The sequence below is a fragment of the Microbacterium timonense genome (assembly GCF_900292075.1).
Classification (GTDB): domain Bacteria; phylum Actinomycetota; class Actinomycetes; order Actinomycetales; family Microbacteriaceae; genus Microbacterium; species Microbacterium timonense.
Window position 1 is genome coordinate 1,165,428 of record NZ_OLMV01000001.1, and the last position, 24,225, is coordinate 1,189,652.

Annotated in this window: 21 protein-coding genes; 9 read left to right on the top strand and 12 right to left on the bottom strand. The window is 67.1% G+C overall.

The annotated features are described in order from the left end of the window. Positions 1–449: 449 nt before the first annotated feature. Positions 450–3,197, top strand: a complete 2,748-nt coding sequence (locus C9992_RS05565; RefSeq protein ID WP_106814504.1) for an AAA family ATPase — start codon at positions 450–452, stop codon at positions 3,195–3,197. Positions 3,198–3,441: 244 nt separating this feature from the next. Here C9992_RS05565 and C9992_RS05570 read toward each other — a convergent pair whose 3' ends face one another. The 4 genes from C9992_RS05570 to C9992_RS05585 form a co-directional block, all read right to left on the bottom strand. Further along, on the bottom strand, positions 3,442–3,669 hold the full coding sequence (locus C9992_RS05570) for a hypothetical protein (RefSeq protein ID WP_106814505.1): 228 nt from the start codon (positions 3,667–3,669) through the stop codon (positions 3,442–3,444). Between the two features lie 115 nt (positions 3,670–3,784). After that, positions 3,785–4,564 carry a DUF2971 domain-containing protein gene (locus tag C9992_RS17930; RefSeq protein WP_146145298.1) on the bottom strand — a complete coding sequence of 260 codons (780 nt, stop codon included), beginning with the start codon at positions 4,562–4,564 and terminating at the stop codon, positions 3,785–3,787. A gap of 287 nt (positions 4,565–4,851) precedes the next feature. Beyond that, positions 4,852–5,703 carry a hypothetical protein gene (locus C9992_RS05580; protein ID WP_146145299.1) on the bottom strand — a complete coding sequence of 284 codons (852 nt, stop codon included), beginning with the start codon at positions 5,701–5,703 and terminating at the stop codon, positions 4,852–4,854. An 8-nt stretch (positions 5,704–5,711) separates the two neighbouring features. Further along, positions 5,712–7,835 carry a DUF262 domain-containing protein gene (locus C9992_RS05585; protein WP_106814508.1) on the bottom strand — a complete coding sequence of 708 codons (2,124 nt, stop codon included), beginning with the start codon at positions 7,833–7,835 and terminating at the stop codon, positions 5,712–5,714. Between the two features lie 333 nt (positions 7,836–8,168). On the opposite strand from C9992_RS05585, the gene C9992_RS05590 reads away from it, so the two are divergent. Together C9992_RS05590 and C9992_RS05595 are read left to right on the top strand one after the other, a co-directional pair. Further along, positions 8,169–8,954, top strand: coding sequence for a hypothetical protein (locus C9992_RS05590; RefSeq protein WP_146145300.1), 786 nt, complete (start codon positions 8,169–8,171; stop codon positions 8,952–8,954). A gap of 7 nt (positions 8,955–8,961) precedes the next feature. Beyond that, positions 8,962–9,774 (top strand): mediator of RNA polymerase II transcription subunit 4, encoded by an 813-nt coding sequence (locus C9992_RS05595; protein WP_106814510.1) that lies wholly within the window; start codon positions 8,962–8,964, stop codon positions 9,772–9,774. A gap of 557 nt (positions 9,775–10,331) precedes the next feature. Here C9992_RS05595 and C9992_RS05600 read toward each other — a convergent pair. After that, on the bottom strand, positions 10,332–10,478 hold the full coding sequence (locus tag C9992_RS05600) for a MerR family transcriptional regulator (RefSeq protein ID WP_106814511.1): 147 nt from the start codon (positions 10,476–10,478) through the stop codon (positions 10,332–10,334). A 152-nt stretch (positions 10,479–10,630) separates the two neighbouring features. Here C9992_RS05600 and C9992_RS05605 point away from each other — a divergent pair, with 152 nt between their 5' ends. Continuing rightward, on the top strand, positions 10,631–11,275 hold the full coding sequence (locus tag C9992_RS05605; protein WP_235008002.1) for a hypothetical protein: 645 nt from the start codon (positions 10,631–10,633) through the stop codon (positions 11,273–11,275). A gap of 421 nt (positions 11,276–11,696) precedes the next feature. Here the strand turns inward: C9992_RS05605 and C9992_RS05610 are convergent, their stop codons facing one another. After that, positions 11,697–12,566 (bottom strand): NAD(P)H-binding protein, encoded by an 870-nt coding sequence (locus tag C9992_RS05610; protein ID WP_106814513.1) that lies wholly within the window; start codon positions 12,564–12,566, stop codon positions 11,697–11,699. A gap of 82 nt (positions 12,567–12,648) precedes the next feature. On the opposite strand from C9992_RS05610, the gene C9992_RS05615 reads away from it, so the two are divergent. The 3 genes from C9992_RS05615 to C9992_RS05625 all read left to right on the top strand — a co-directional run bounded on the left by C9992_RS05615 (position 12,649) and on the right by C9992_RS05625 (position 14,547). Beyond that, complete coding sequence (locus C9992_RS05615; RefSeq protein ID WP_106814514.1) at positions 12,649–13,371, top strand: helix-turn-helix transcriptional regulator; 723 nt, start codon at positions 12,649–12,651, stop codon at positions 13,369–13,371. Positions 13,372–13,407: 36 nt separating this feature from the next. Next, positions 13,408–13,938: a tetratricopeptide repeat protein gene (locus tag C9992_RS05620; RefSeq protein WP_106814515.1), complete on the top strand. Its 531-nt coding sequence runs from the start codon at positions 13,408–13,410 to the stop codon at positions 13,936–13,938. A gap of 90 nt (positions 13,939–14,028) precedes the next feature. After that, positions 14,029–14,547 carry a nucleoside/nucleotide kinase family protein gene (locus C9992_RS05625; protein WP_106814516.1) on the top strand — a complete coding sequence of 173 codons (519 nt, stop codon included), beginning with the start codon at positions 14,029–14,031 and terminating at the stop codon, positions 14,545–14,547. 41 nt (positions 14,548–14,588) lie between these two features. Here the strand turns inward: C9992_RS05625 and C9992_RS05630 are convergent, their stop codons facing one another. From C9992_RS05630 to C9992_RS05655, 6 genes are all read right to left on the bottom strand, one after another. Then, positions 14,589–16,694, bottom strand: a complete 2,106-nt coding sequence (locus C9992_RS05630) for an iron ABC transporter permease (RefSeq protein WP_327316947.1) — start codon at positions 16,692–16,694, stop codon at positions 14,589–14,591. Continuing rightward, entirely contained in the window at positions 16,691–17,719 is a 1,029-nt protein-coding gene (locus tag C9992_RS05635; RefSeq protein WP_106814517.1) for an iron-siderophore ABC transporter substrate-binding protein, read from the bottom strand. The genes C9992_RS05630 and C9992_RS05635 overlap by 4 nt, the downstream gene beginning before the upstream one ends. Positions 17,720–17,753: 34 nt before the next feature. Then, on the bottom strand, positions 17,754–18,611 hold the full coding sequence (locus C9992_RS05640) for an ABC transporter ATP-binding protein (protein ID WP_106814518.1): 858 nt from the start codon (positions 18,609–18,611) through the stop codon (positions 17,754–17,756). Between the two features lie 84 nt (positions 18,612–18,695). Then, on the bottom strand, positions 18,696–20,186 hold the full coding sequence (locus tag C9992_RS05645) for an MFS transporter (protein ID WP_106814519.1): 1,491 nt from the start codon (positions 20,184–20,186) through the stop codon (positions 18,696–18,698). An 88-nt stretch (positions 20,187–20,274) separates the two neighbouring features. After that, positions 20,275–21,489: a cupin domain-containing protein gene (locus tag C9992_RS05650; RefSeq protein WP_106814520.1), complete on the bottom strand. Its 1,215-nt coding sequence runs from the start codon at positions 21,487–21,489 to the stop codon at positions 20,275–20,277. 84 nt (positions 21,490–21,573) lie between these two features. Then, positions 21,574–22,350 (bottom strand): aquaporin, encoded by a 777-nt coding sequence (locus tag C9992_RS05655; protein ID WP_106814521.1) that lies wholly within the window; start codon positions 22,348–22,350, stop codon positions 21,574–21,576. A 224-nt stretch (positions 22,351–22,574) separates the two neighbouring features. Here C9992_RS05655 and C9992_RS05660 point away from each other — a divergent pair, with 224 nt between their 5' ends. Continuing rightward, the gene (locus C9992_RS05660; RefSeq protein WP_106814522.1) at positions 22,575–23,396 is read left to right on the top strand and encodes an alpha/beta fold hydrolase; all 822 of its coding nucleotides are present in this window, start codon (positions 22,575–22,577) and stop codon (positions 23,394–23,396) included. Between the two features lie 83 nt (positions 23,397–23,479). Beyond that, positions 23,480–24,220: a DUF1275 family protein gene (locus C9992_RS05665; protein WP_106814523.1), complete on the top strand. Its 741-nt coding sequence runs from the start codon at positions 23,480–23,482 to the stop codon at positions 24,218–24,220. Positions 24,221–24,225 lie beyond the last annotated feature (5 nt).

Genomic DNA, 24,225 nt, shown 5'->3' on the forward strand with positions numbered 1-24,225 from the left:
GTCGGCGTCGCAGTCTGGTCACTGGCCCACATGGAAGTCCCCGCGTCGTGGCCCAGCATCGAGTTCGGTGAGCATCGCCTCTTAGCGTATGTGAGGGGGCGGCCATCGTCGTGACGACGCCCAGTGTCGTTCGCGCGGCGATTCGGGTATGGCGTGGATCCGGTGGGAGCGTGCTTGCCTGCGTAGGACCATGACGGTGCTGACCTCTGTGAGCCGGAAGATGACTCCTCACCACGACTTGCCACAGAAGATCAGATCTCAAGTATGGAACGAACGGATGCATTGAGACGATCGCGACTCGATCTGCGGACTCAATTTGCGATGGTCTCAATCCGTGATGCACGCAGGCACCCACGGTGGACGCCGCCGTTTGAAGCCGCGTTGCTACAACTACCTGCAACGCAGAAAAATCCCTGGATAACCGCGAAAACCTAGCCTACTCTGGCGCCATGCGCGGAGGCCTCGAGCGATGGAAGAGAGGCGTCGAGTCCCGCGGGGTTCGGCAGGCGATCTCGTACGCGCTCGAGGGCACGTGCGACGCCCACATGCCCTACCCGACGGGCGCCGAAGCCCTCGAGGCGTATGGCGCAGCATCCGATTCAACCGTCTCTCGGTTCATCGTCGACAACGGCGTCATCACGACTGACCAACTTACGGCCGGCGGCCTGCGCGTCTGGCTCACCGGGCACGACCCGGTCACGGGGGAGGAGCGCGGCCAGCAGCGACTGAGCCCCGACGCTGACCTGCTGCTCGACGGCACGCTCAACCACGCGAAGTCGTACAGCATCGCCGCGCTCCTGCATCCCGAACTCGCAGCCGAGTTCGAAGCCCTCCAAGACCGGTTGCGGGATCGCATCCTGCTCATCTGGCAAACCGAGCTCAACGCACGCCGCGGACACGGCGGACTCATTCGCGAGGCGATCACGCGCGTCGAAGTCGTCGAGCTGCAGCACCGTCGCTCGCGAGCGCTCGATCCGCACATCCACCGGCACATGTGGCTCAACATCAAGGTTCTCGGCGCGGACGGCAAGTGGTCAAACCTCGACTCGCGTGTCGCGATGAAGCTGCACACGGTGGTCAACGCCGAGGGCGAGCTCGCCGCCCGCACCGATCCGCCCTGGATCGCCGCGCTCGCCCGGCACGGCTACACGCTCGACGACGCTGGGGAGATCGCCGAACTGGCCGCAGCCGTCCGGCCCGTCTCGCGCCGGTCGGCGCAGATCGAAGCCAACCGCGCGCGCCTGATCGCGGAGTGGTCGGCGGCGCACGGAGGATCTGCGCCGAGCGTGGAGGTGCTGCAGCAGATCGATCGCCGCGCGTGGGCGCTGTCGCGTCCGAACAAGCCGGCCGATCTCGATGAGGCGTCGTGGGAGGCGCGCGTCCGCGACGAGATCGCAGCAATCGATCCGCGTCTCCCCACCCCTCGCGCACCGAGTCCCGTTGCTGCAACAGACCTCCATACCGTCGAGCTGGATCTGCTCGCTGCCCAGGCTGTCGTCGACGCGGACGAGCGGTCCACCTCATGCGGCGGGAGATTCAGCATCTTCGACATCCGCGCGGGCGCGATACGCGCGCTCTCCCGCGCGGGCGTCGTTGCGGAGCGCGACCGGCTCGATGGCATGATCGCCGAGATCACGGAGCGTGCCACGCGTTCCGTCTATCGGCTCGTCCCGGATGATCCGCCGGCGCACGTCAAGGCGTTCATGGCGACCGAGACCGTACGCGCCAAGGTGCGTCTCGCCGGGCGATTGGACGTGCTCGCCCGACCGGGGCGCTCCCTGCTGCCGGGGGAGTTGCACCGGCTCGCACCGCACGAGGATCTGTCGGCGCTGGATGCGTCCCAACGCGTTGCCGCGTGCGCCATCGCCGGCACGGACGGGCTCGTGACGGTGACCGGCCCCGCCGGCGCGGGCAAGACGACGATGCTGCGCGCTGCGTTCGCGGCGCTCGCGTGGCGGCGGCGGATGCTCGTTGTTACTCCCACGCGAAAAGCGGCATCGGTGGCGTCTCGCGAGGTCGGGGCCGCGGCATCCAGTATTCATGCCCTGCTTTCGGACCATGGCTACCGTTGGGGCACCGACGAGGCCGGCGCGAAGGTGTGGACCAGGCTTCGAGTGGGAGAAGTCGATCCCAGCACGGGCGCCGTATACGGAGGACCAGCCCAGTACGTGTTGCGTTCTCGCGATCGGATCGTCGTCGACGAAGCCGGCATGGTCGACCTGCAGACGGCGAACGCCCTAGTGGAGCTCGCGATCGAGCAGGCTGTCGGGCTGGCGTTCGTGGGTGACACGCATCAGGCGCTGCCGGTCGGACACGCGGGCGCAATGGGTTCTGCGATCCGGCACGCGAACGCTGCGGTCGAGCTCGACACGGTGCACCGGTTCCGCGATCCCGACTACGCGGCGCTCACACTGCGGCTCCGGGATGCGGGTGATCGGGAGCGTGCGCTGGTGGTTGCGGGCGAGCTTGCCGAACGCGGTCACGTCGCTCGGGTCGATCATCACGAAGCGGCGCGTGGGCGGATGATCGACGCGTACTTCGAGTGGCACGCGCGCGGCAAGCGGGTGACGTTGGTTTCCGGTACAAATGCTGAGGCGGATGCGATCAACGACGCGATCCAGCAGCGGCGAGTCGATGGGGGCGAGCTTGACGTCCGCGTCGTCGCGTGGGGAATCGGGCAGCAGCGCATCCTCGTCGGCGACACCGTCCAAACCCGTCGCAACGACCGGCTCACGGGAGTCGAGAATCGCGCGCAGTGGATCGTGCGCGGCATCCACGACGAGTACCTGTCGCTCGTCTCCGTGAGCGACAGCGGCGAGGTGGCGCGTGTGTCCACCGAGTACGCGCGCGAGCACCTGCAGCTTGCCTACGCGTCCACTGTGCACGGCGTGCAGGGCGACACCGCCGACGCGTCGATGGTCGGGCCGGACGTGGATGCCGCGGGCCTCTACGTCGGCCTCACGCGCGGGCGGGTGCGCAACGTCGCGATCGTCGTGGCACCGACGGATGGCGCGGCCTGCGAGTGCCTCGCCGAGTCGATGCAGCGCGGGACTCCGGAGTTGACGATGCAGGATGCTGTGCGCGCGGCCCAGGCGGAGGTGCGGCGCGCGGCGAGGAACCGGGAGGCGGCGATGGCTGCGGGGCCGGTGATGGGGGCGCGGGCCACGGCAGGTGCGGGGCGTGGGACAGGTATATAGGCGTTCGACACGCGGGACGCTCAGCGCGAGAGCCTCCGGTCCGAAGTGCTGGGTTGGATGAAAGTCTCATCTCCTCAGTTACATCTCTTCGCCTGTTCTGGTGAAGGACGGCCTGTCCCGCCACCCAATCGTGGGCAGTACCCGCCCGCGCTCGACAGACTCCTACGTTTGGTGCGCCGCGACGGACCCGTCAGACGAACGGGTCCACCCCAGGCAGACCGGCGCGCTCGGGGCGTGGTCCCGTTCAGAGCATGTCGATCTCTTCATTGAACCGCGCGAGCGCCACCTTGAACTTCTCCGTGAGCATCGTGGCTCGTTCGGCGTGCGCCCTACTTTCTGAAGTGCCCAGCGTCTGGATTGCCAGGTCCGCTTCAGCGCGGGCCAGGTCCAGCAGGTCTTCCCACTCCTTCTTCGCCGCAGCGATTCGGTCGGAGCGGAACTTGCGCCATGCCTCGCGTTCCGCTGAACTCATGCGATCGTGTGCACCGTCTACAACCATGCCTCACCTTCAGGCTCCTTGTCTCCGAGAGCCTAACGGGAACCGCTCGCAGGTAGACGACTCGCGATCGAGCTGGCGCCGGCGCGTCTTAGAAGTCGAGGATTTGGTTCGGCGGCGGCTGATAGATGGCCGACCGGCGCACGCGCCAGGCGCCGCCGTACTTTCGAGACACATCCTCCACTGTGTCTCGAACCCATCCGCCCAGGCGCGGGCTAACGAGCACTTCCTCGATTAGCCGGTCCACGTCACAATCAAGGGTGGCGAACTGAGGAAGTCCGCTCGTATCTCGCTCTCCGTAGTCGGACGCCCGTGCGTCGTGGGCAATCAGCCGGAACTCGTGCTCGTGAACAAACTCGGCTCGTTTCACAAAGAAGTGGTCGGTGAACGTGCGAGGAAATGAGCTGTCATCCTCCGCCTCACCGTAGGAGACCAGTCCATAGAAGACGTCCTCGACGCAGTCAGCGGTGCCTGTCAGCGCCTGCCGCAACGATCGCCACGTCGTCCGGACCACAACCCCCTTGTCGTCCCCGTAGATACGCCAGAGTCCGGCGTTTTCACCCGGGAACGCGTTCCAGCAGGACACATAAGTCCGCTCTCTCCAGAAGAACGAGAGATGCTGCTCCCGATTGGCTGCGGCATTGCGGAGATAGGACTTCTCCCCTCGGTCCTTCGCGGCCCGCAGTGCAGCTCTCGTCGCTCCAGATCCCATCACCCCTTCGAACGGGTCCTCCATCTTGGATGCTCGCGGAAGCTTTAATGCGCGCGACCCCAACAGGTCGAGGAACTTGGGAAAGTCGAGGTAACGCCAAAGGACGAGATCGTCCGATACCTCGTGATCGGGATTCGTCGACCGAAGATTTATGTCCACGGCGGGAGCCTAGCTCGCCGCACCCTCTGGGTAGGCGCACCACGAGCGGAGCGACCAGGCGATCGTGAGACGTCGATGAAAAGGCGACTTGCTTATTCACCTGCATAGAATCCTGATTGGCTCCTCTGCAACAAGCATCCGGCGCCCGGGTTGAACACACCACGCGCGACGCGATCATTCGTTCCGCTCGACTACCTCTCGCTCGTCCGTCGCGAGGGGCGGGCTGTCGCCTTGATCGCCCGTCCTGAGGGTGCGAGCTCAAGAGGCTGCCGGGGTTGTTGCGGCCTCTAGAGGCCTTCTCTCGATTCGATGTGTTGCGCGGCCTCGTGGACGGTCGAGAGTGTTGCCACTGGCAGCTCAACCGCACGAGCAATCATCTCCAGCCAGGGCGCGACGAGTGGCGAGTCGAGCAACTCGTAGTTGAGTCCGTCCGGCTCGATGACTTCAGCTATCAGCGCGAAGGTCTCCCGCGATGCTCTATCGCGCGTTGCGCACCACGCGTACTTCCGGGATGGCATTCGAAGGCGGTCGACTTCTTCAGGATCTTTTAGGAAGTCCAACTGTTGGTCGTGCCACTCGTCGGGATTGAATTCGCGGCTCGAAAAGCTTCCAGTCTGATTGACGTGGGGAACGGCCGGATTGGTAAGGTCGATGTTCTTGAGGTCGCGAAGAACTGAGCGGTCCAACCGAATTCTCAGACGACCTGCCTGTTCGTACAACTCTGAGCCGCTTCGGCGCATCAGCCGATTCATCCAGCCAACGCCGTCCGAGTCGTACTCGATCGCGTAGACGCCGAGTCGCCAAGCGGATCCGCCACGAAATAGGACTTGCCCCAAGGCGTCGAGTATGCGCTCTGGCGAACTGCCTGCAATCAGCTCGCGCGCCTCATTGAGCTTGGCAGCTAGAGAAGAGGCCCGCTGCACTTGCTCCCTGAGCGATCGCCTCGTCAAGTAGGTCGCGATGCCGCTAGCCGCCAGAAGTACGAAGACGACTCCGAGAAGGATCAGGCGCACAGACAACGCGACTACGTCCGTGAAGAGGCCGACAACCGAAACAATGAACATTGCGATGGGTGCGCCGTAGGCTAGATAGCGCGTTACCCGCGTTCGCCGCCTCGACGGACCATCCGGAGTCGTCACGGCCATCACTAGACTTCCGATTCGAAGTCATTGACGTCGTCGGCGTCAGCGAAAGTGTCATCGGCAACGTCTTCCACTTCTCGCACCAGGTCGCCGAGAGCTTCGGCATCGAGAGGACCAGCAGCGCTCAGATCTGTCGACTGAAGGAGAACCTCGGCGCGAAGTCCTTCGTTCAACCACGGAGGAATGGCGCCGGAAGCCGTCCTAACAAGGCGTGCAACGACCGGGTCGAGCTGATTCACGAGCGAACGCACGCCTTGTAGCTCCGATCCGAGGTACACCACTAGGTCACCTTCGGTCGTCCAAGCTCCCTCCGGGATCGCCTGTAGTGCCGCTTCGAGGCGGTCCGATTCCGATGAACCTGCCAGCGAAACAGCGTAGCCAGCGCCCGAATCGTCGGCCGCCTTTGGAAAGCGGCGTAGGAGCAACTCCGCGAAATGGCGAGTCCGCGCGCGGATGTCCTGAGGGAGGAATCTGTCAAGAGCCAACAACGAGTCGTTCAGTCTCAGGCCGGCGCCGGCTAGCTGTCGCCGCCAGGTAAAGAAATTGTCATTCTCGGACTCGTTGACGCCGCGGGCGAGGGTGAGATTCCCTAAAGTCTCGGAGGCAGATAGAGCATCGTCGATGTCGACCCCAGCGTCGCGGAGATCCTGCAACCATTCAACTGAGAGAGGCTGAGGCATGACGTGCACTGCGGAGAAGAACTCACCATCAACGGCCTGACCGTCCCCCATTGACTCTTCAATGAGTTCGAGAATGAATGGGACTTGCCGCTTAGCGCTGATAAACAGTGACTGAGTTAGAACTGCGTTGAGCACGTCACGGTCCGACGGCCAGTAGTAGCCCTTCTGTACGAGGATGGACTTGATAGTCCGATGGACGTCGCTGCCAGCAGATTGCGCCAGCCTTGACGGTATGGGAGTGAGCAGTCGGTTCAGCAGATTGGTCGGGATGCCCGCGAGAGCGCGCCGCAACAGGTACCCCAGTAGCGTGTCGACACTAGCCGTCGCGTCGAGCTGGCTGACCTCTCCGAGCCACACGTGCTTAGCGATCCAAAGCGCGAGAGGCGTGGTGGGTTCAGAGCCCCAACGGCGCAGACGCTCGAATGACCGCCGGAGCTCTGGAGCAAACCCGAGCGCATCGAATTCAGGGCTTAGCGGCTCTCGAGTGAATAAGAACAGAATGTGGTCTGCGTGAATTTCGGCGAGCGTGTCGAGTGCGGCATCGCGACGGCGATTGGTCGATAGGTGCCCCAGCGCCGAGCGAAATCGTCGTTCGAACGCCGAAAACAAGTCCTGACGCGTGACAGTTGGATCCCAGGCCACCTCACGCGACCAGAGGAAGGTCACGAACTGCCGATCGTCGAAGCCAGTGGGGCCTTCGTTGACAAGCGCCGTCTCCATCGGAGTCCAGTACTTGCGGTAAGCGTCTGAACTGGCGTCATCACCAATCTGAAGCAATAGCTCATTCCGGACGAGGTCGGCTGACGTAAGCGGCTTACCGCGCGAGTTGAGGGTATTGAAGATGTTGTTGACGGAGTCACCCGTGGCGGTGGTGATCTCGACGAGGATCATGTGGAGAAGGAGAGTGTTCCCCAGTTTGACTACGTCGACCTCGCCGGATTCCGCCGCGCTGCGGATTCTTTTTATGAAGAAGGTGTACGCCTGCCCAATGCCATCTGTCGGGATGTGTTCACGCACGGTTCGCACGTATGCATCCCGGTCAGGTTCGGTGGGGCGCAACCGGTCCGGATAGTCCGAGTCATATGGGTTCATCAAGTACTTGTCGTTGTACTCACCAGGATTCCACGTCGGATCGAGCTCCGAGCGGACGTCTCGGATCGCAGCCAGCAATACGATGATCGTCGTCAGGCGCTGCTGTCCGTCCACGACGAGATGTCGCATCAGTACTGACGCGGGGCCGCCGGCGGGATGGAGAACAATGCTACCCAGGAAGTGCCCATCAGGATTCTGCGCTTCCGAGCCATGATGGACGTGGTACTCCCGCAAGAGATCATTCCAAAGAACGTGCCATTCCTTCGCCCGCCAGGAATACCGTCGCTGAAAATTTGGGACGAGGAAGACTTTGGAGCCCTGGAGGACTCGCAGGACCGTCGATTCTGCTGCCTTCACAAGCTCTCCTAACGTGAAACGTCACGACCGCGAGTTCGGCACCCGCCGATCGGCGACAGCTTCGGATCGACCGAGCGGGCTCGGCGTGTGTTGAGCGTATCGGGTCGACGCCATTGGGGTGACAAAGAGTGGCGCGGTCGGCCGAGACTCCGTGCAACAGTAGTGCGTGTACTGGTCGACCCGAACGCACAGCCCGGGAAGAGGGATTGTATGGCGAGGTCGAGCTGGACCGTCGGTATTTCCCGCTCTCGATGCCGAGCAAGCCCTCACCCCCGAGATCAGGGGCGCTATCGAGCCATGATGCTCGCCGACCCCGACCGGTAGCTTGAGGCCATGAGCGGTAAGAAGTCCAAGGCTAAGCGTCAGCCTCCACGAGCTACGGCACCGCATCTCGTAAACGCAGCCATCGTGCAGCGCACTGCTCGCGCCGTCCTCTCCGTAGACATGAGCGATGTCGTGCTGCGCGATTTCGTGCCTCAGGTTGTGGTCGGATTGTGCCGCGCCGCAGCCGCGCAGAGCATCGTGGTGGCGGCGTTGACGCGTGCGGGTCAAGCATCGTCTGCGGCGCCGAACCGGCGCCTTGTGCTGGAGTCCGCTATTCGCCTCTTGTGGCTTAGCGGCCTGTCGAAGACAGACCGCCACACCGCCGCATCCGTGATGCTCGATGTGGACCGCAAGGAGACGAACGACACGCTCGCCTACTTGCAGAAGCAAGGGCAGGAGGCGCCGTTCGACCCGACGGAGATGAACCAGTTCGAGTTGGATGCTCCGACGAAGGGACCACTTCAGGAGCAGGCGCGCAAACTACGCGCCGCGGTTCTGGGCAGTGAATCGGAGCCGTGGTCGCTTTACGCGATGTGGCGGGAGGAGACAAAGTATGCGCACCCATCGGGCGCGTTGGCGGGCCAGTACGCCCCGACGCACGACAACTCACACCTGCAGTCCGGGCAGCCGGAACCTATGGACCCCGAGCTCGAAGCGCACCAGCTCGTCCAGTGCCTCATCGTTGCGGCGACGCAGCAAATCCTGAGCGATGAGGGGCTCGCGCCAGACGTTGCGTCTCGCATAACGAACGCCTTCCGCGCGCAATCACCTTTCACATTCGACTGGCCCGAGTGAGACTCGCATGAGTGATGGCACCGGGAACCCCGACGCGTACAACCGCATTCAGGTCGCAAGACATGCTCTTGCGCACTTCGTTCGGGAGGCGTACACGTCACGGCAGTTCGTGATGCCTGAGAGCCAAGCTGCGCATGACAAAGCACGAGCGGGGAGTGACCACATCCCGAACCGCCTGGTCGAAGGCTTCATCGCGTCGACGGCTGACCACCTGAAAGCCTGGCTACGTGCCAGCGAGCCGCCCGCGGGCGAGACCAGCCCGCTCCTTCACCTCTACGCCGATTACACATTGTGGCGAGCCATCCTGGAATCGCTCGCGTCGGGCATATGGCTGCTCGCCCCTTCGCCGTCCGACGAGCGAATTCGGCGCGGCGTGATTCTCGCTCTTTACGAGTGGAAGGCGACCGGACCTGTGGAGCGGCCTGGTCGCCCGGCAGATGAGGCCGCGACTCGGACGCAGACCGAACTGCACGGCATCATCGAACGGGTGTGCAATCGGATGGGGTGGCCGGTCACCGACCTAGACCAGCGGCGGTTCGGACCTACGCAGATCATTCGGGGCGCGCAGCAACACCTTGGCTCCGATGGGCGTGACCTCTTCTACTGGTGGACTATCTGCTCTAGATCCGCACACGCGCAGAGCCTCACGGCGCTACTGCGCGCACGCCGCACACACTTCGATACGCCACACGGTGGAGCGGTAGATGTGGAGACTGACGAAGCGCTCGTCGCCGAGTTGGTGGAGTTCGCGGTGGGAACCCTCAACTCCTTTGCTTCGCTAACCCGCGAGCGAGGGCTCTTGCGCGTGTCGCGAGAGTAGTTGGCCGCTAACCTCGAAATCTGGCTCCTGGTCGCCATAGTCTAAGACCCCAGACTCGAGGCGAGAGGTTCGTACCCGACGGCGACAAGGATGTAGACGTTTTCGACGCGACCCTCGGAGTCGTAGTCCAGTTCCTCCTCGTGGTCGTCGAGATGCAGCAGGGATTACGGTATGCAACCGTGCCCCGCACGCGGGACATTCGGCACGTTTAGACTCAGTTCCGTCCTGCCCCGCGGGCGTGCGGCTCGGCGGACGTGATTCGAGAAGTACAGGCGACTCCCTCTTTGGTTCCCCGGCGTTGAGCGCAGAACTTCGCCGTTCGAATGGCCCGCTCGCTGCCAGAATCTTCGCACCGTACGGACTATGCACACGGTTGGCTCGTGCGTCTCGCAGCCCCGAACCGGCGGAAAGCTTCTACGGAGCCCAATAGTCGTCTTCGCTCGGCATTGCTGCGAGTTCACGTAAGCCGATGCCGGGTGGCCCCGCGTCCACGTACCGCCCGATTGGGGATCATGAACGAACAGATCGGATCCCGTTGCTCGGAATGAAACCGACTCTCAGACGTCGACGCCGAAGGCGCGCAGCAGCGGGACGCGAGGGATCATTCGGCGCGGGCCGAGCTGGATCGTGGGGATGGTCCCGTTCTCGATGCCGAGCTTGATCGTGCGGTAGTCGACGCCGACGAGCTTTGCGGCATCCTTCATTGTCAGTGCCAGAGAATCTTGTGATCGATTCATGGTCCTGCCCTTCTGTGAGCCAGCAGTGTCAGTCTCCCTTCATCGCAAAGTACCACAGGCGTGAGCCAAGATCGACAGTCTTCTTCGCGAATCGTCGATGACCTGGAATAGTGGGCTTCATGGCAGACGTCGAGGCGTATGACTTCAGCGACGAACGCATCAATCTCGGCAGCGGGGTGACGCTGCCGAAGTCGTGGCATGCGCGCGTGTCGGGTGAGCAGGACGTGCCCGGCACGATCACCGTGCGCGTGGAGTGGGATGACACGCTCGGACGCACCGCCGTCGCCTTCGCCGCCCTCGAGCGCGAAGCGGAGGGCGTCGACATCACCAGCCAGGTGCTTCGCGAGGTGCGAACGCACTGGATCATGACGAGATCCGCTCTCGATGTCGTCACCGTCGACGTCGACGCTGAGGACGGCGACCAGGTCGACCGCATCCCGGTGCGCGATTTCCTCATTCGCGTGCGGGCGCAGGAGGAGCGCGAGCCCATGGAGTCCCTCCACGCCGCGATCTCCGTGTATCGCGTCGCGACAGCGATCAGCTATCCGCCACTGAAGCTCGTCGCGGACAGTCTCCAGATCAGCCAGAGCACCGCGACCCGCCTCATGAGTCGCGCGCGCGACTCGGGTCTGGCACCCGAAGTCCGCATCCAGGAGCCGCGGCGCGCGCCGTCGGTAAATCCCTACAACCCGGGCGGGTCCTACGACCCCACGGCGCCCCACTACGGGCCTTCCCAGCCTGGAGGGCCTTCGATGGGCCGATGAGAGACGCGGTGGGGACGCCAGCTGTTCGCGAGATGCCGTCAACGCGCCGCCCCGAGCCGCTTGAACATGTTGCTAAATGAAGATCGATGCCTTCAGCAAAGCGCCCAAAATACGTGGCGCGGGATAGTGCTCGGAGCAGGTCCTCAAACGGCCGCTCGCCGCGTGGCCTGGAATCACGCCTCACGGGGGGAAATTTTTGCCCGCATTTTGCCCGCATCCTTTTCGCGGTTGGCTGTTTTCGGACGTCGCTCGATGCCGTACGATTCCCGAAAATCCGCGTGATTCCGCGGAAGTTGTCGTTTCGTGTCGCTATGCAGAATGCTCAAAACGTGTTCGAGTCCCTCCAGGGGCATCACTCGAGGACCAACACTGTGGCTTGCCCGGTCCGGGGCCCCCACCGTTGATCCGGTCACCTGATGCTTCAGAGGACGGGGGCCAGCTCCTCGCGGATCCAGCTGCCCAGTGAGGTCGGCGTGGTGGTGACGATCGATCGCTCCTGCTCGGGCTGGAAGCCGTCTCGCAGCCCGGTCGACATCCCCAGCATTGCGTCCGCCATGGCGGGCGGCATGCCCGCCTCGAGGTACTGGCCGCGCATCTGCTCGTCGGAGATCCGCTCGACGCGCACCTCTCGACCGAGCTGCTCCGTAAGGATCTCCCCGACCCGAGCCCACGTCAGGTCTTCGGGGCCGTGGACGGCCTGGATGCGGCGTCCGCTCCACTCGCCGTTCAGCAGGGCGAGCGCGGCCACCTCGGCGATGTCCCGCGGGGCGACCCAGCTCATCGCAGCGTCCAGCGGCAGCACAGTCTGCAGCAGCCCCGCCTTCACCGCGGCCACCTCGAACAGCAGGTTGGTGAAGAAGTAGCCGCACCGCAGGTGCGTGACGTTCACGCCGGATTCGTCGAGGGCGACTTCCGTCTGCGCAAGCCCGTCGATCTCACCCGCGCCGTGCCGCTTCTCCGCACCGACGCTGCTCTGGAACACAACCCGCCTGATCTGGTTCGCCTCGACGGCGGCGACGATGGACTCCGTCGCGTGGACATAGTCGGCTATCGGGTCGGAGGACTCAGCGGACGGATCGACCCAGTAGACGGCGTCGACGCCGGCAGTGGCGGAAACAACCTGTGCCGGCTCGCGCAAGTCCGCCGTGACCAGCTCGACGTGCTCGGCGAGCGCGGCGGGGATGTTCTCTGGGTGGCGGGTGAGCAGCAAGGGCCGCACGCCCGCCCGGATGAGCATCCGCGTGAGGTGTCGGCCGACGTTGCCTTGAGGTATGGTGACGGCGATCTTCATCGAGGTCCTCTCTTCCTTCCTCATCCCACGCTAGAAGCAGATGCGGCCTGATACTGGCCTCATCTTTTGCGATCATGGACCCATGGACGCGCCCTCGACACGGTCGCTGGAGCTGCTGGCGCTTCTCCAGTCGGGGCGTGAGTGGACGGTCCACGACCTCGCAGCCCGTTTGCGGGTCAGCCCGCGCACCGCGCGCCGGGACGTGATGCGCCTCCGCGACATGGGGTACGACATCCGTTCCCGCCCCGGCCCGGGTGCTGGCTATGCGCTGCGGCCGAGCATGAAGATCCCGCCGCTTCTCCTGAGCGCCGACGAAGTCTCGACGATCATCACGAGCCTGCTGGTCCTCGAAGCGTGGTCACCCGGCGACGCGACAGCCGCGACGGCGCGCGCGAAGCTCGAACAGGTGCTGCCGGCGAGCCTGCAGCGGCGGGCCACGGCGGTGGCGCTGTCCACACAGATCCTCCGTGAAGCTCCTGCGCCGGTGGACTGGGAGCTCGTCGGCACAATCGCCGACGCCGTCGCAGAAGGTGCGCGGCTCACCTTCGACTACACGGACCAGGACGGCCGCCCTTCGCGGCGCACAGTCGAGCCCTACCGACATCTCCTGCGGCAGCAGCACTGGTACCTCATCGCCTATGACCTCGGGCGCGACGACTGGCGCCTTTTCCGGCTTGACCGGATGCACACCCCCTCAACGTCGCTCGGGCCACATGAGCGCCGCGTCTTCCCCTGCGACTCGATCGATGACTGGCTCACGAGCGACTTCGGACGAGTGACGGACGTTCGCACGCGAGGGCTCTAGAGTCGGTGCCATGACGATTGACCGCGGCGAAGTCCTGTGAGCAGCGCACTGTACGACGAGCTGGACCGGATCTTCGCGAGCCGGGACCGGGACAACATGGGCCCGACCATCGCGGCGCTGCGGCCCCTCGCGGAGCGCCATCCCCGTGACGCACGCGTGCTCTACGAGATGGGCGGCGCCTACGACACGGCGGGCGATGAGGCGACAGCCGTCGAGTTCTATGAGCGGGCGATGGCCGAGGGCCTTGAAGGCGACCTGCGTCGCCGATGCTTCCTGCAGTACGGCAGCACGCTCCGCAACCTCGGGCGGCTCGATGAGTCGATGAGGGTCTTCGCGCTCGCGCGGGAGGAGTTCCCGGATTCCGTCGCGCTGGGAGCTTTCGAGGCGCTGACGTTCCACGCCGCCGGACGCGCGAACACGGCTCTGGGCAGTCTCTTCCTTCTGCTGGCGCAGCACGTCCAGGCGGAAGACCTGGACCGATACAAGCCGGCCTTGCGTGGTAACGCGGAGTACTTGTTCTCGCTCGACGCGACCGGCGACCGCTCCGACACGGCCCGAGTGCGCTGACCGCGTCGCCGCGACGCTCTCGCGAACCCTCTCCCCGATCGAGTCGAATGCCCCAAGACCGGCCCGTGCCATTGGAGGGATGATGAGATCATGAGCACAACCGACACGTCCGCCGTCTTCGACTCCCTCGTCGGGGAGATCGCACAGAACAACGGCCGCGGACGGATCCTCGTCGCGATCGAAGGTGCGGCGGCGAAGAAGACTCAGGAGTTCGCCGACGCTCTCGCGCGCGCCAGCCGTGCCTCCGGTACGGCGACGTTCCGCGCGAGTGCGGAGCGTCCGGAGCGGTACTCCGCCGACGATGACGCCTCTGGCCTGCGCGCGGTGCTGACCGGCTTCCGCGACGGAGCCCTGGAACACGACGGCGAGACCAGTGCCGTCCCCGCCGACGCGGTCCTGATCGTCGACGGCAGGTTCCTGTTGAGCCCTCGGCTGCGGGGCGCATGGCACTTCCGCGTGTGGCTCGAAGGGGACGAGGCGCTGAGCGAGGCCGACTACGAGCAGCAGGTGCGGTACGTCCGCGACGAAGACCCCCGCGGCGCTGCCGACGCGATCTACGACACCTCGCGCGCCGACGTACCGGTGCGAGTGTTCTCCGACTCCTGCTGACCGGGGGCCGATCGAAGTCGGCCACGGCTCCGGCGGCCGGCTCAGGCGTCGCGTGAGCGCCAGAGCAGCCAGACGAAGTACGGCGCACCGATCAGGGCGACCACGAGACCCGCGGGCAGCTGTGCCGGAGCGATCACCGTCCGCCCCAGCACGTCAGCGGCGCCGACGAGGATCGCCCCCAGCAGCACCGCGACCGGGATCACCCGGGTGTGCCGCGCGCCGACCAGGGCCCGGGCGGCGTGGGGCGCCACCAACCCCACGAACCCGATGACACCGACGGCGACGACGCTGAGAGCTGCCAGCACGGCTGCCGCGACCAGGAGCAGCATCCGCGTGCGCTCGAGCCGGATGCCCACGAGCCGTGGCGTGTCCTCATCCATGGCGAGGATGTCGAGGTCGCGTCGGTGCGCGAACACGAACGGCAGGGCGATCGCGAGCACCACGGCGAGCGGAATGACCTGCTCCCAGACGCGCCCGTACGTCGTTCCGGAGAGCCACGTGTAGATCTTGGGGGTGTCCCACGGGTTCGCGCGCAGCAGGACGAAGGTGGTCAGCGCGACGGCGCCGTACGAGACGCCGATGCCGATCAGGATGAATCGGTCGGCGCTGAGCCCGCCCCGCCAGGCCAGTCCGTACACCAGCGCGAAGGCCAGCAGTCCGCCGATCACCGCAGCCAGCAGCATCCCGAAGGTCGTCGCCACCGCGCTGGTCACGACGAGCACCGCACCCAGACCCGCGCCCCCGGTGATGCCGAGCAGGCTCGGGTCGGCCAGCGGGTTGCGGCTCACCGCCTGGGTGACGCTCCCCGCCAGCCCGAGCGCCGCTCCGGCCACGACGGCCGCGATGACCCGGGGCGCTCGCTCGTCGAGGGCGAACGCGATGCGCGGGGATGCGGCATCCTGCAGCCACAGCAGGATGTCGCCGGTGAGCAGGCGCGTGCTGCCCAGCAGCATCCCTGCCAGGACCACAGCCCCGAGAGCGAGCACACCGACGACGAGGACGACGACGAACCGGCGCCCGGTGCGCACGCCGATGCGGATGCCGGGCGGACGCCGCGTCGGCCCCGCATCCCGCAGTCGGCGCGCCATCACCACGAGCACGATGGCGCCGAAGACGGTGGTGGCGACACCCGTCGGCACCGCGATCGCGCCCTCCGGTCCGATGACAGCACGCAGCAGTGCATCGGCGAGGATGACGACGACCGCGCCGAGCAGGCCCGACAGCGGGATCAGCAGCAGGTGGCGGCCGAGCGCGGGGACCACTCGCGTCAGCAGCCGGGCGAGCACCGGGGCGCACAATCCGACGAAGCCGATCGGTCCCGCCAGCGTGACAGCGGTGGCGGTGAGCAGGACCGACAGCAGGATGCCGAAGACCCGGGTGGAGCGGATGGGCACCCCGAGCGACGAAGCGGTGTCGTCGCCGAGGGCGAGCACATCGAAGCGACGGGCCAGCACGAGCGCGAGGACGAGGCAGACCACCACCACGGGCGCCGCCCGCAGGAAGCTCTCGAGCCCGAGCTGCGAGAGGCTGCCACTCCCCCACGCGAGCAGGCCTTTCGTCTCCTCGGAGAACAGGACGAGGAGGGCAGAGGTGCCGGCCTGGAACGCCAGGGCGAGCGCGGAGCCGGCGAGCACGAGACGCGTCGTGGACGTGCCCGCTCCGCCGGCCAGGCCCAGCACCAGCGCGGCGGCGGCGAGGCCCCCGGCGAAGGCGACGAAGCCGGAGGCCCAGATCGGCACGGCGAGGCCGAAGGCGGCGACCGCGGTGACGGCCAGATACGACCCCGCCGTGACCCCGAGCGTATCCGGGGATGCGAGCGCGTTGCGCGACAGCGACTGCATGAGCAAACCCGCCACGCCCAGCGCCATGCCGACCGCGACGCCTGCGGCCAGCCGCGGGACCCGGGAACCCCAGAAGACCTCACCGCCGGCGAAGACGGCACCGCTCGTGCCCTGCGTCAGGTGCCATCCTGCGGCGAGCACCAGCAGCACGAGCAGACCGCCGAGGACCGCCAGCGCGGCACCGGTCGTCGAGCGAGCGGCGGAAGCCGGCACACCAGGGTCACCGGCGGGGCGCGTGGCGTCCGCGCCCGCGGCCGGCTCTCCCGGCAAGAGCGACGTGCGCTCGCTCGACGACCGCGTGCTCACTGCGAGATCGCGGCGACGTACGCGTCGATGATCTGCTGCGCCGACCGCGGCCCGCCGAAGGTCCAGATGCCGCCGGGGAAGGCGGTGATCCGGCCGTCCGCCACCGCCGGGATCGAGGCCCACGCGGGGTTCTCGGCCGCCGCGTCGACGAAGCTCTCGGAGTCGGGGTCGACGGTGCCGGTGTAGAAGAGGCTCGCGTCGCCGACGGTGGTCATCCCCTCGATATCGGTCTGGCCGAGGCCATAGGCCGGGTCGACCTCGCCGGTCCACGCGTTGGTGAGGCCGAGCTCCTCCCCGATCTCGCCGACGAGCGAACCCTGGCCGAACGGGCGCAGCGACACGTTGCCGCCGTCGACCCAGCCATCGAAGTACACGAAGTCGGTGACCGCGGGAGCTGCCCCGGCGATCTCTGCCTTCGCGTCGGCGAGGTGCTGCTCGAACTCGTCCTTGACGACGTCCGCACGCTCGGTGCGTCCGGTCGCCTCGGCGATGAGGTCGAAGGTGTCGAGCATCTGCCCGATCGGGTCCGCGGCGTTCGCGCCCAGCGTCGCCAGCACGGGCACGCCGTACTCCTCCAGCTGGGCGATGATCTCGTCGTCGCGGGTGTACGCCTCGACGATCACGAGGTCGGGTTCCGTGGCGAACAGGGCGTCGAGGTTCGGCTCCTGGCGCGTGCCGACGCTCTCCACGCTCTCGGGCAGTTCCTCGGCCGTGTCCCACGTGCGATAGCCGTCGGCATCCGCGACTGCCACCGGGGTCAGGCACAGCGAGAGCACGTCCTCGATCTGCTGCCATTCGAGCACCGCGACCTTCTCGGCCGGCTGGTCCAGCGACACGGTGCGGCCGAATGCGTCGGTGAGCTCGACCGGGTCGGTCGATGTGGTCGTCGCGTCGTCCGCGCAGCCGGCGCTCGTCGAGGCCGGGGTGTCGGTGTCTGCCGAGGCGGCGACGTCGGTCGTGCCGCAGGCGGTGAGCGCGAGGGCGAGCGCACCCAGAACGGCGAGCGCGGCGAAGGGCTTGGTCATCGGATGGTCTCCAGTGCTGTGTGGGACGGACGGTTCAGGCGGGAACGACTTGGGGTCGGCGGATGCGCTCGTGGTGGCGTCCGCGTGGGATCACGCGGACGCGGCCGGTCGCATCATCGACGGCGGTGTCGATGCGGAACCCGTACACCTCCGTGAGGTTCTCCGCCGTGAGCACCTCGGCAGGGGCACCGGCGGCGTGCACGCGGCCCGCGCGCATGAGCACGACGTCATCGGCGATGGATGCCGCGTGGTCGAGGTCGTGCAGCACCACGCCGACGGCGGTTCCGTGGTCGGCGAGGTCGCACACCAGGTCGAGCGTCTCGACCTGGTACCGCAGGTCGAGGTGGTTGGTGGGCTCGTCGAGCAGCAGGATGCCGGTGCCCTGGGCCAGTGCGGTCGCGAGCCAGACGCGCTGCAGCTCGCCGCCCGACAGCTCGTCGACCGGCCGGTGACGCATGGCGGCGAGGCCGGTGAGAGCGAGCGCGCGCTCGATCGCGTCGCGGTCGGCGTCGGTGAGTCCCGAGAACCGGCTGCGGTGCGGGTGACGACCGAACGCCACGACGTCGCGTACCTCGAGACCCGACGGGTGCGGACGCGACTGCGAGAGCATCGCAACGGTGCGGGCGAACTCCTTCGCGCTGAGCGATGCCGCGTCCCGGCGCCCGGCGGCGTCGTGGACGTGGACCGATCCCGCGTCGATCCGGTGCAGGCGTGCCAGCGCGCGCAGCGCGGTCGACTTTCCGCTCCCGTTCGGACCGATCAGCGCGGTGACGATTCCGGGACGCAGGTGGAGCGAGACCTCGTGGACGACGCGCGTACGGCCGTAGCTCAGAGCGAGCGCGTCGCCTCGCAGTTCGTGCGTGGGCGGTGCGGGGCTGCCATCGGAGGTCACGTTAGGGGAGCCTAACCTACACTCACCTCCAGACTCAAAGTGCGCGCTTCAGGTTTCGCAACATGCGACGGCGCACCGATCGGTTCACTGCCAGTCGTCGTCGGCGGCACTCCACACGTTCACGGGGGCGGTCACCACCCGCTCCTCCCCCGTCTGCGGTCCGGAACCGGACGACGTCCGGCGCACCGGTGTGAGCGAGCGTGGGATCACCAGAGCCACGATCAACCCGAGCAGTCCGAAGGCGGTCAGCATGAGGAACGCCACGGAATAGCCGCCGGCGGTGGGATAGCCGGAGGCGCCAGCAGTGCTCGTGATGATGCCGGTGAAGACCGCTGTTCCGATGGCGCCGCCGATGTTCCGCACGTTCGTGTTGACTCCGGTCGCCACGCCCGTCTGCGAGGGCGGCACAGCCTGCACGATGACGCTGGTCATCGCTGCGTACGCCAGTCCCAGTCCTAGACCGAAGACGGCGCCCGACACGGCGACCTCCCACGCGGCAGCGTTCCACAGCGCGAAGCCGAGCGTTCCGGCGGCCAGCAGTCCCGAGCCCAGGACGAGCTGCATGCGGAATCCGATGGCGTGATGGATCGGACCGCTCACGAGCCCGCCGACGGCCATCGCCGCCAGCAACGGGAGGATCAGCAGACCCGCGACGGTCACGGACGTGCCGAAGCCGTACCCGGTGGCCGTGGGGGTCTGCAGCACCTGCGGCAGGAACGTGATGACCGAGAACATCGCCGCGCCGAACAGGAGCGCCACCGCGTTGGTCGCCCAGACCGCGCGGCGCCGCATCATGCGCATGTCGATGAGTGGGTTGCGCGAGCGGGACTCGTAGACGACCCAGACCACGAGCAGAACGGCGGCGAGCGCGAGCAGCCCGAGCGTCAGAGGCGACGTCCATCCCCACTGCGAGCCCACACTCACCGGGAGCAGCAGGGCGACCAGCCAGGAGGCCAGCAGCACCGAAGCGAGCCAATTGATCCGGCCCCCGGCCGGCACCGGCGATGGCGGTGTGAACCGCCAGCTGAGGAGGGCGACCACGGTGACGACGATCAGCGGGATTCCGAACAGCCAGCGCCAGCCGAGGAACGAGACGATCGGCCCGGCGAGAACCGTGCCGATGCCGCCGCCCACGGCGATCACACTCGACATCGCTCCCACCGCGCTCGGTACCCGCTCGCGCGTGTACTCGTCCCGGATGATGCCGAAGGCGACAGGATAGATCGCCCCGCCCAATCCCTGGATCACCCGCCCCGCGATGAGGACCGCCAAGGAGGGAGCGAGCGCAGCCACCAGGCTGCCCACGGCGATCGCCGCCAGCACGACGAACAGCGTCCGGTCCTTGCCGATGATGTCACCGACCCTGCCCAGGATCGGTGTGGCGACCGAAGCCGACAGCAGCCACGAGATGAGCACCCACGAGATGCCGGCTTGCGTCGCACCGAGATCCTCTTGAATGGTCGGCAGTGCGGGGGTGATGAGCGACTGCAGTGCGGCGAAGGTCGCCGCGGCCACGGCGAGGAGCGCGAAGACGACGCGCGTGCTCCGCGGCGCGGCGATGCGGGGCGATGACATGATGACCTCCTGGGTGGGTTCTGGGGCGATCAGGGGCACTCGGCCGAGCCGGGGCGGAAGCCCGACGCCTCCGGCTCGGCCGGGCCGGTCAGGGAAGCGGAACGATGCCCTGCGTTCCGCGCGGAAAGGTGGCCAGCACATCCACGGGGATGTTCAGGTGCTGGGAGACGAGCTGGGGAGGCAGGTGAGCGAGCCAGTTGGCGAGCGAGACCTCTTCGTAATGGTCGCTGCGGAACGTCTCGAGGTAGACGAGCGGACCGTCGCCGGTGTTCTCGACGTAGTGCCCCAGGTTGCGCCGCACCAGGCCGACGTCGCCGGCGGTGAAGTCCATGGTGTTGGCGTGGGGGCCGGTGTTGAAGACGGTCATCCGGGCGGAGCCCTGCAGGAAGTACTGCCATTCGTCGGCGTTCGGATGCCAGTGGAGCTCACGCATGCCCCCCGGCTCGATGGTCGTGAGCGCCGCCGCGACCGTTCTGCTCGCGGGAAAGTTGCGGCTGTCGGCCACCTGGATCCTGCCCCCGCTGTTCTCGTGGACGGGCGTGGTCTGCGACAGGCGGAAGATCACCGGCTCTGTGCCGCCCCACTGCACGCCCGCGGCGAGCTGATCGGCTTCGAGGTCGCCCGGCACCTCGCCCGGGAAGATCCAGAGATTGTGCAGCGGGATGTCGCGGAAGACCTCCTGCGCCACCTGGAAGTTCTTGGCCAGCACCTCCGGGGGCGTGTGTGCGAACCAATCGGTGAGCAGGAGGGTGTTGCTCTCGGACTGCTCGCCGTCGTCGAACGCGAGCACGAACTCCGCGCCGTCCGGCCCGAGACCCTGCAGCGAATGCGGCAGGCCGGCCGGGAAGAACCAGAGGTCACCCGCGAAGACGTCCTCCACGCTCGGCAGTCCCTCGCGGCTGAGGGTCGTGACGCGGCAACCGCCCCGGGTCATCAACGCCCACTCGGCGGTCTGATGCCAGTGCAGCTCCCGGATGCCGCCGGCTTCGAGGTACATGTTGACCCCGGCGATCTCATCCGAGATGGCGAAGTCCGACTGGGTCACCTCCCGAGCCCAACCTCCGCGCTGGATCCGTCGCGGCGAGATGTTGAAGGACGACCAGAAGAACGGCTGGGTGCTGATGTCGGTCGCCGGCGGCGTGATGGTGCTGGGGAACTGACCCTCGATGGCCGGGTTCCGAGGACCCGTCATGGTCGTGCTCGCCGGATCGCCTTGCGTGTTGCCCACGCCCTCCGGCGGAAGGTCGGGATTTCCGAACTCCGGCGTCTCGTGGTGCGGGGGCGTGACGTCCGTGGTGTCCATGACATTTCCTTTCTGCGTGGCGACGGTGCTCACTCCATGCGACCAGTGGCCGCGCGGCCGTGCATGAGGCGGATGACTCGACCGTCAGTTCCTGAGACGCCGGCCGAACAGCGGGCGGAAGGTCGCGCCGGCCACCAGGGCGCCCACGGTGGGGGCGGCAAGCGACATCCATAGCTGCGCCATCGCGACGCCTCCGCCCCAGACGGCCGTGGCGAACGAGCGGGCGGGGTTGAAGGATCCGTTGGATACCGGGATGGCCACCAGCGCGACCAGCGTCAGCGTGAGGCCGATGGCCAGCGGGGCGAGCGCACCGGGCGCGCCGGGCGACGTGACGCCCAGCACGACCCACACGAAGACGCATGTCGCGGCCACCTCGATGAGCGCGGCCGAGAGCAACGAGAAGTGGCCAGGAGACAGCTCGCCCCATCCGGTGGACGCGAAGCCCGACGCCCGCGCGCCGGCGAGGAGGTCGCCGGGTCCGCCGGCGGCCACCGCCGCCACCAGCGTGGAGGCGGCGAGCCCCCCGCTCAGCTGAGCGATGACGTACCACCCCACGAGCCGCCAGGGGAATCGGCCCGCGACGGCCAGCCCGACGGTGACCGCCGGATTGAAGTGCGCTCCCGACACGTTCGCGAAAGCGAAGGCGCCGACGACGACGCTGAGGCCGAGCGCGAAGGCCACGCCGAGGAATCCGACGTTCAGACCCCCTCGACCGTCGTCGAAGGCGGCTGCCAAGAGCGCCGCCCCCACGACACCGAAGACGAGGACGAACGTGCCTGCCGCCTCGGCGAGCAGCCGCGAGCTCACCGCGGGGCGCGCGTCCGGGGTGCCACCCACGTGAGTGACCGTTGCTCGCTTCATCAGGGGCCTCCTTCTCGAGATCGGGTCTCAGTCTGGGCGCGGGCTCTCCCGCTCGGCTTGCGTCACATGACGCGCCTCCCCCGCGCGCCCCCAGTCGAGTCGTTTGACCCATTCACCGACGCGGCCCGCTGGTCACAGTGGGTCTCGGCGGCGGAGCCCGACCGGTCCGGCGTCCGACCCATCAGACAGACGGTCGATCAGACAGATGCAGAAGGGGCACTCCGATGCCGTACATCACCACCTCCGACGGAACCGAGATCTATTACACGGACCAGGGCAGCGGTCAGCCGATCCTGTTCAGCCACGGCTGGCCGCTCAGCTCCGACGCCTGGCAGGTCGAGCTGAAGCTCTTCGCCGATGCCGGTTACCGCACCATCGCCCACGACCGCCGCGGCCACGGCCGCTCGTCGAAGACGTACGAGGGCAACAACATGGACCAGTACGCGCGCGACCTGGCGGAGCTCGTCGAGCATCTCGACCTGCGCGACCTGATCGTCGTGGGGCACTCCACCGGCGGCGGCGAGGTCGTGCGGTACGCGGCCCAGCACGGCAAGGGCCGCGTGGTGAAGGTGGTGACCGCCGGCGCCGTCCCGCCGATCATGGTGCGGTCCGCCGACAACCCGGAAGGCACGCCGATCGAGGTCTTCGACGGCATCCGCGCCGGTCTGCTCAAGGATGCGTCGCAGTTCTACAAGGATCTGTCCGATTCGTTCTTCGGCGCCAACCGTCCCGGCGCGGACGTGTCGCAGGGCGCGAAGGACGACTTCTGGCGGCAGGGCATGCTGGTCAACCTGGCCGCAGCGTACGACTGTGTGAAGGCGTTCTCCGAGACGGACCAGCGCGACGACCTGCGCGCCATCGACGTGCCCATGCTGATCGCTCAGGGCGACGACGATCAGATCGTCCCGGTCGCCGACGCTGCCGAGAAGTCGATCCAGCTCGTCCGCAACGGGACCCTCAAGATCTACCCCGGCGCGCCGCACGGCATCTACGGCGCATACCGCGAGGCGCTGGACAAGGACATCCTCGCGTTCATCTCGGAGTGACCAAACGGCCCCGAGGCGCGTGCCTCGGGGCCGTTCCGTCTCGACGCCCCCTCGCCGACGTCGATCCACCGAAGGAGAACCCGATGATCCACGACGGGATGCCGCGCACGCGCGTGAACCTGCGGTCGCCCTCTCCGCTCATGGAGCGGCCGGCGGCAGCCTCCCTCCTCGCGGCTGTGGCCGGACTCATGAACGCCTGGACGTTTCAGCACGCCGGGTCGTTCGCGACCGTGCAGTCCGGAAACATCGTGAGCGCGGGCTACTTCGCCGCCGCCGGGGATGGGCGAAGGCTGGGCGCCGTCCTGATGTCGATCGTCGCCTTCGCCGTCGGTGCGGCTGTCTGCGCCGTCGTGGTGGGCCTGCTCGCCCACGCGGGTCGGCCGTACTCGCCCCTGATCCTCGCGGCGGAGGCGGTGCTGGTGGCGGCGCTCGTCCCCCTCTCCCAGGTCGCCCCCGCACTGTGGGTGGCGGTCGCCGTCAGCGCGGTTGCGGGGGTGCAGGGCAACGCCTTTCACCGCGACCGGGGCATGCTGTACGGCAACACGGCGGTCACGTTCGTCCTGCAGTCGACCGCCAGTCTGCTCGGACGGGCGCTCATCGCTCGCACGGCGGGAGATGGGGAGCCTCACCTGCGCCCGGCGGGCGTGTACGCGCTGGTCCTCCTGGCGTTCGCCGGCGGAGGGGCAGGCGGATTCCTCGCCGACAGCGTCTGGCCGGCCGCGTCGCTGGCGGCGGCAGCCACGATCCTGGCGGCGATGGGCCTGCTCACGGCGCTGTGGCGACGCGGGCCGGTCGATCCCTCGCAGAACGCCCCGACACCCTAGCCGCG

Bases quoted from the DNA above. Each gene is read 5' to 3' on its own strand.
- C9992_RS05565 (WP_106814504.1), top strand. From the start codon at position 450: ATGCGCGGAGGCCTCGAGCGATGGAAGAGAGGCGTCGAGTCCCGCGGG.
- C9992_RS05570 (WP_106814505.1), bottom strand. From the start codon at position 3,669: ATGAGTTCAGCGGAACGCGAGGCATGGCGCAAGTTCCGCTCCGACCGA.
- C9992_RS05590 (WP_146145300.1), top strand. From the start codon at position 8,169: ATGAGCGGTAAGAAGTCCAAGGCTAAGCGTCAGCCTCCACGAGCTACG.
- C9992_RS05595 (WP_106814510.1), top strand. From the start codon at position 8,962: ATGAGTGATGGCACCGGGAACCCCGACGCGTACAACCGCATTCAGGTC.
- C9992_RS05600 (WP_106814511.1), bottom strand. From the start codon at position 10,478: ATGAAGGATGCCGCAAAGCTCGTCGGCGTCGACTACCGCACGATCAAG.
- C9992_RS05605 (WP_235008002.1), top strand. From the start codon at position 10,631: ATGGCAGACGTCGAGGCGTATGACTTCAGCGACGAACGCATCAATCTC.
- C9992_RS05610 (WP_106814513.1), bottom strand. From the start codon at position 12,566: ATGAAGATCGCCGTCACCATACCTCAAGGCAACGTCGGCCGACACCTC.
- C9992_RS05615 (WP_106814514.1), top strand. From the start codon at position 12,649: ATGGACGCGCCCTCGACACGGTCGCTGGAGCTGCTGGCGCTTCTCCAG.
- C9992_RS05625 (WP_106814516.1), top strand. From the start codon at position 14,029: ATGAGCACAACCGACACGTCCGCCGTCTTCGACTCCCTCGTCGGGGAG.
- C9992_RS05635 (WP_106814517.1), bottom strand. From the start codon at position 17,719: ATGACCAAGCCCTTCGCCGCGCTCGCCGTTCTGGGTGCGCTCGCCCTC.
- C9992_RS05645 (WP_106814519.1), bottom strand. From the start codon at position 20,186: ATGTCATCGCCCCGCATCGCCGCGCCGCGGAGCACGCGCGTCGTCTTC.
- C9992_RS05650 (WP_106814520.1), bottom strand. From the start codon at position 21,489: ATGGACACCACGGACGTCACGCCCCCGCACCACGAGACGCCGGAGTTC.
- C9992_RS05655 (WP_106814521.1), bottom strand. From the start codon at position 22,350: ATGAAGCGAGCAACGGTCACTCACGTGGGTGGCACCCCGGACGCGCGC.
- C9992_RS05660 (WP_106814522.1), top strand. From the start codon at position 22,575: ATGCCGTACATCACCACCTCCGACGGAACCGAGATCTATTACACGGAC.
- C9992_RS05665 (WP_106814523.1), top strand. From the start codon at position 23,480: ATGATCCACGACGGGATGCCGCGCACGCGCGTGAACCTGCGGTCGCCC.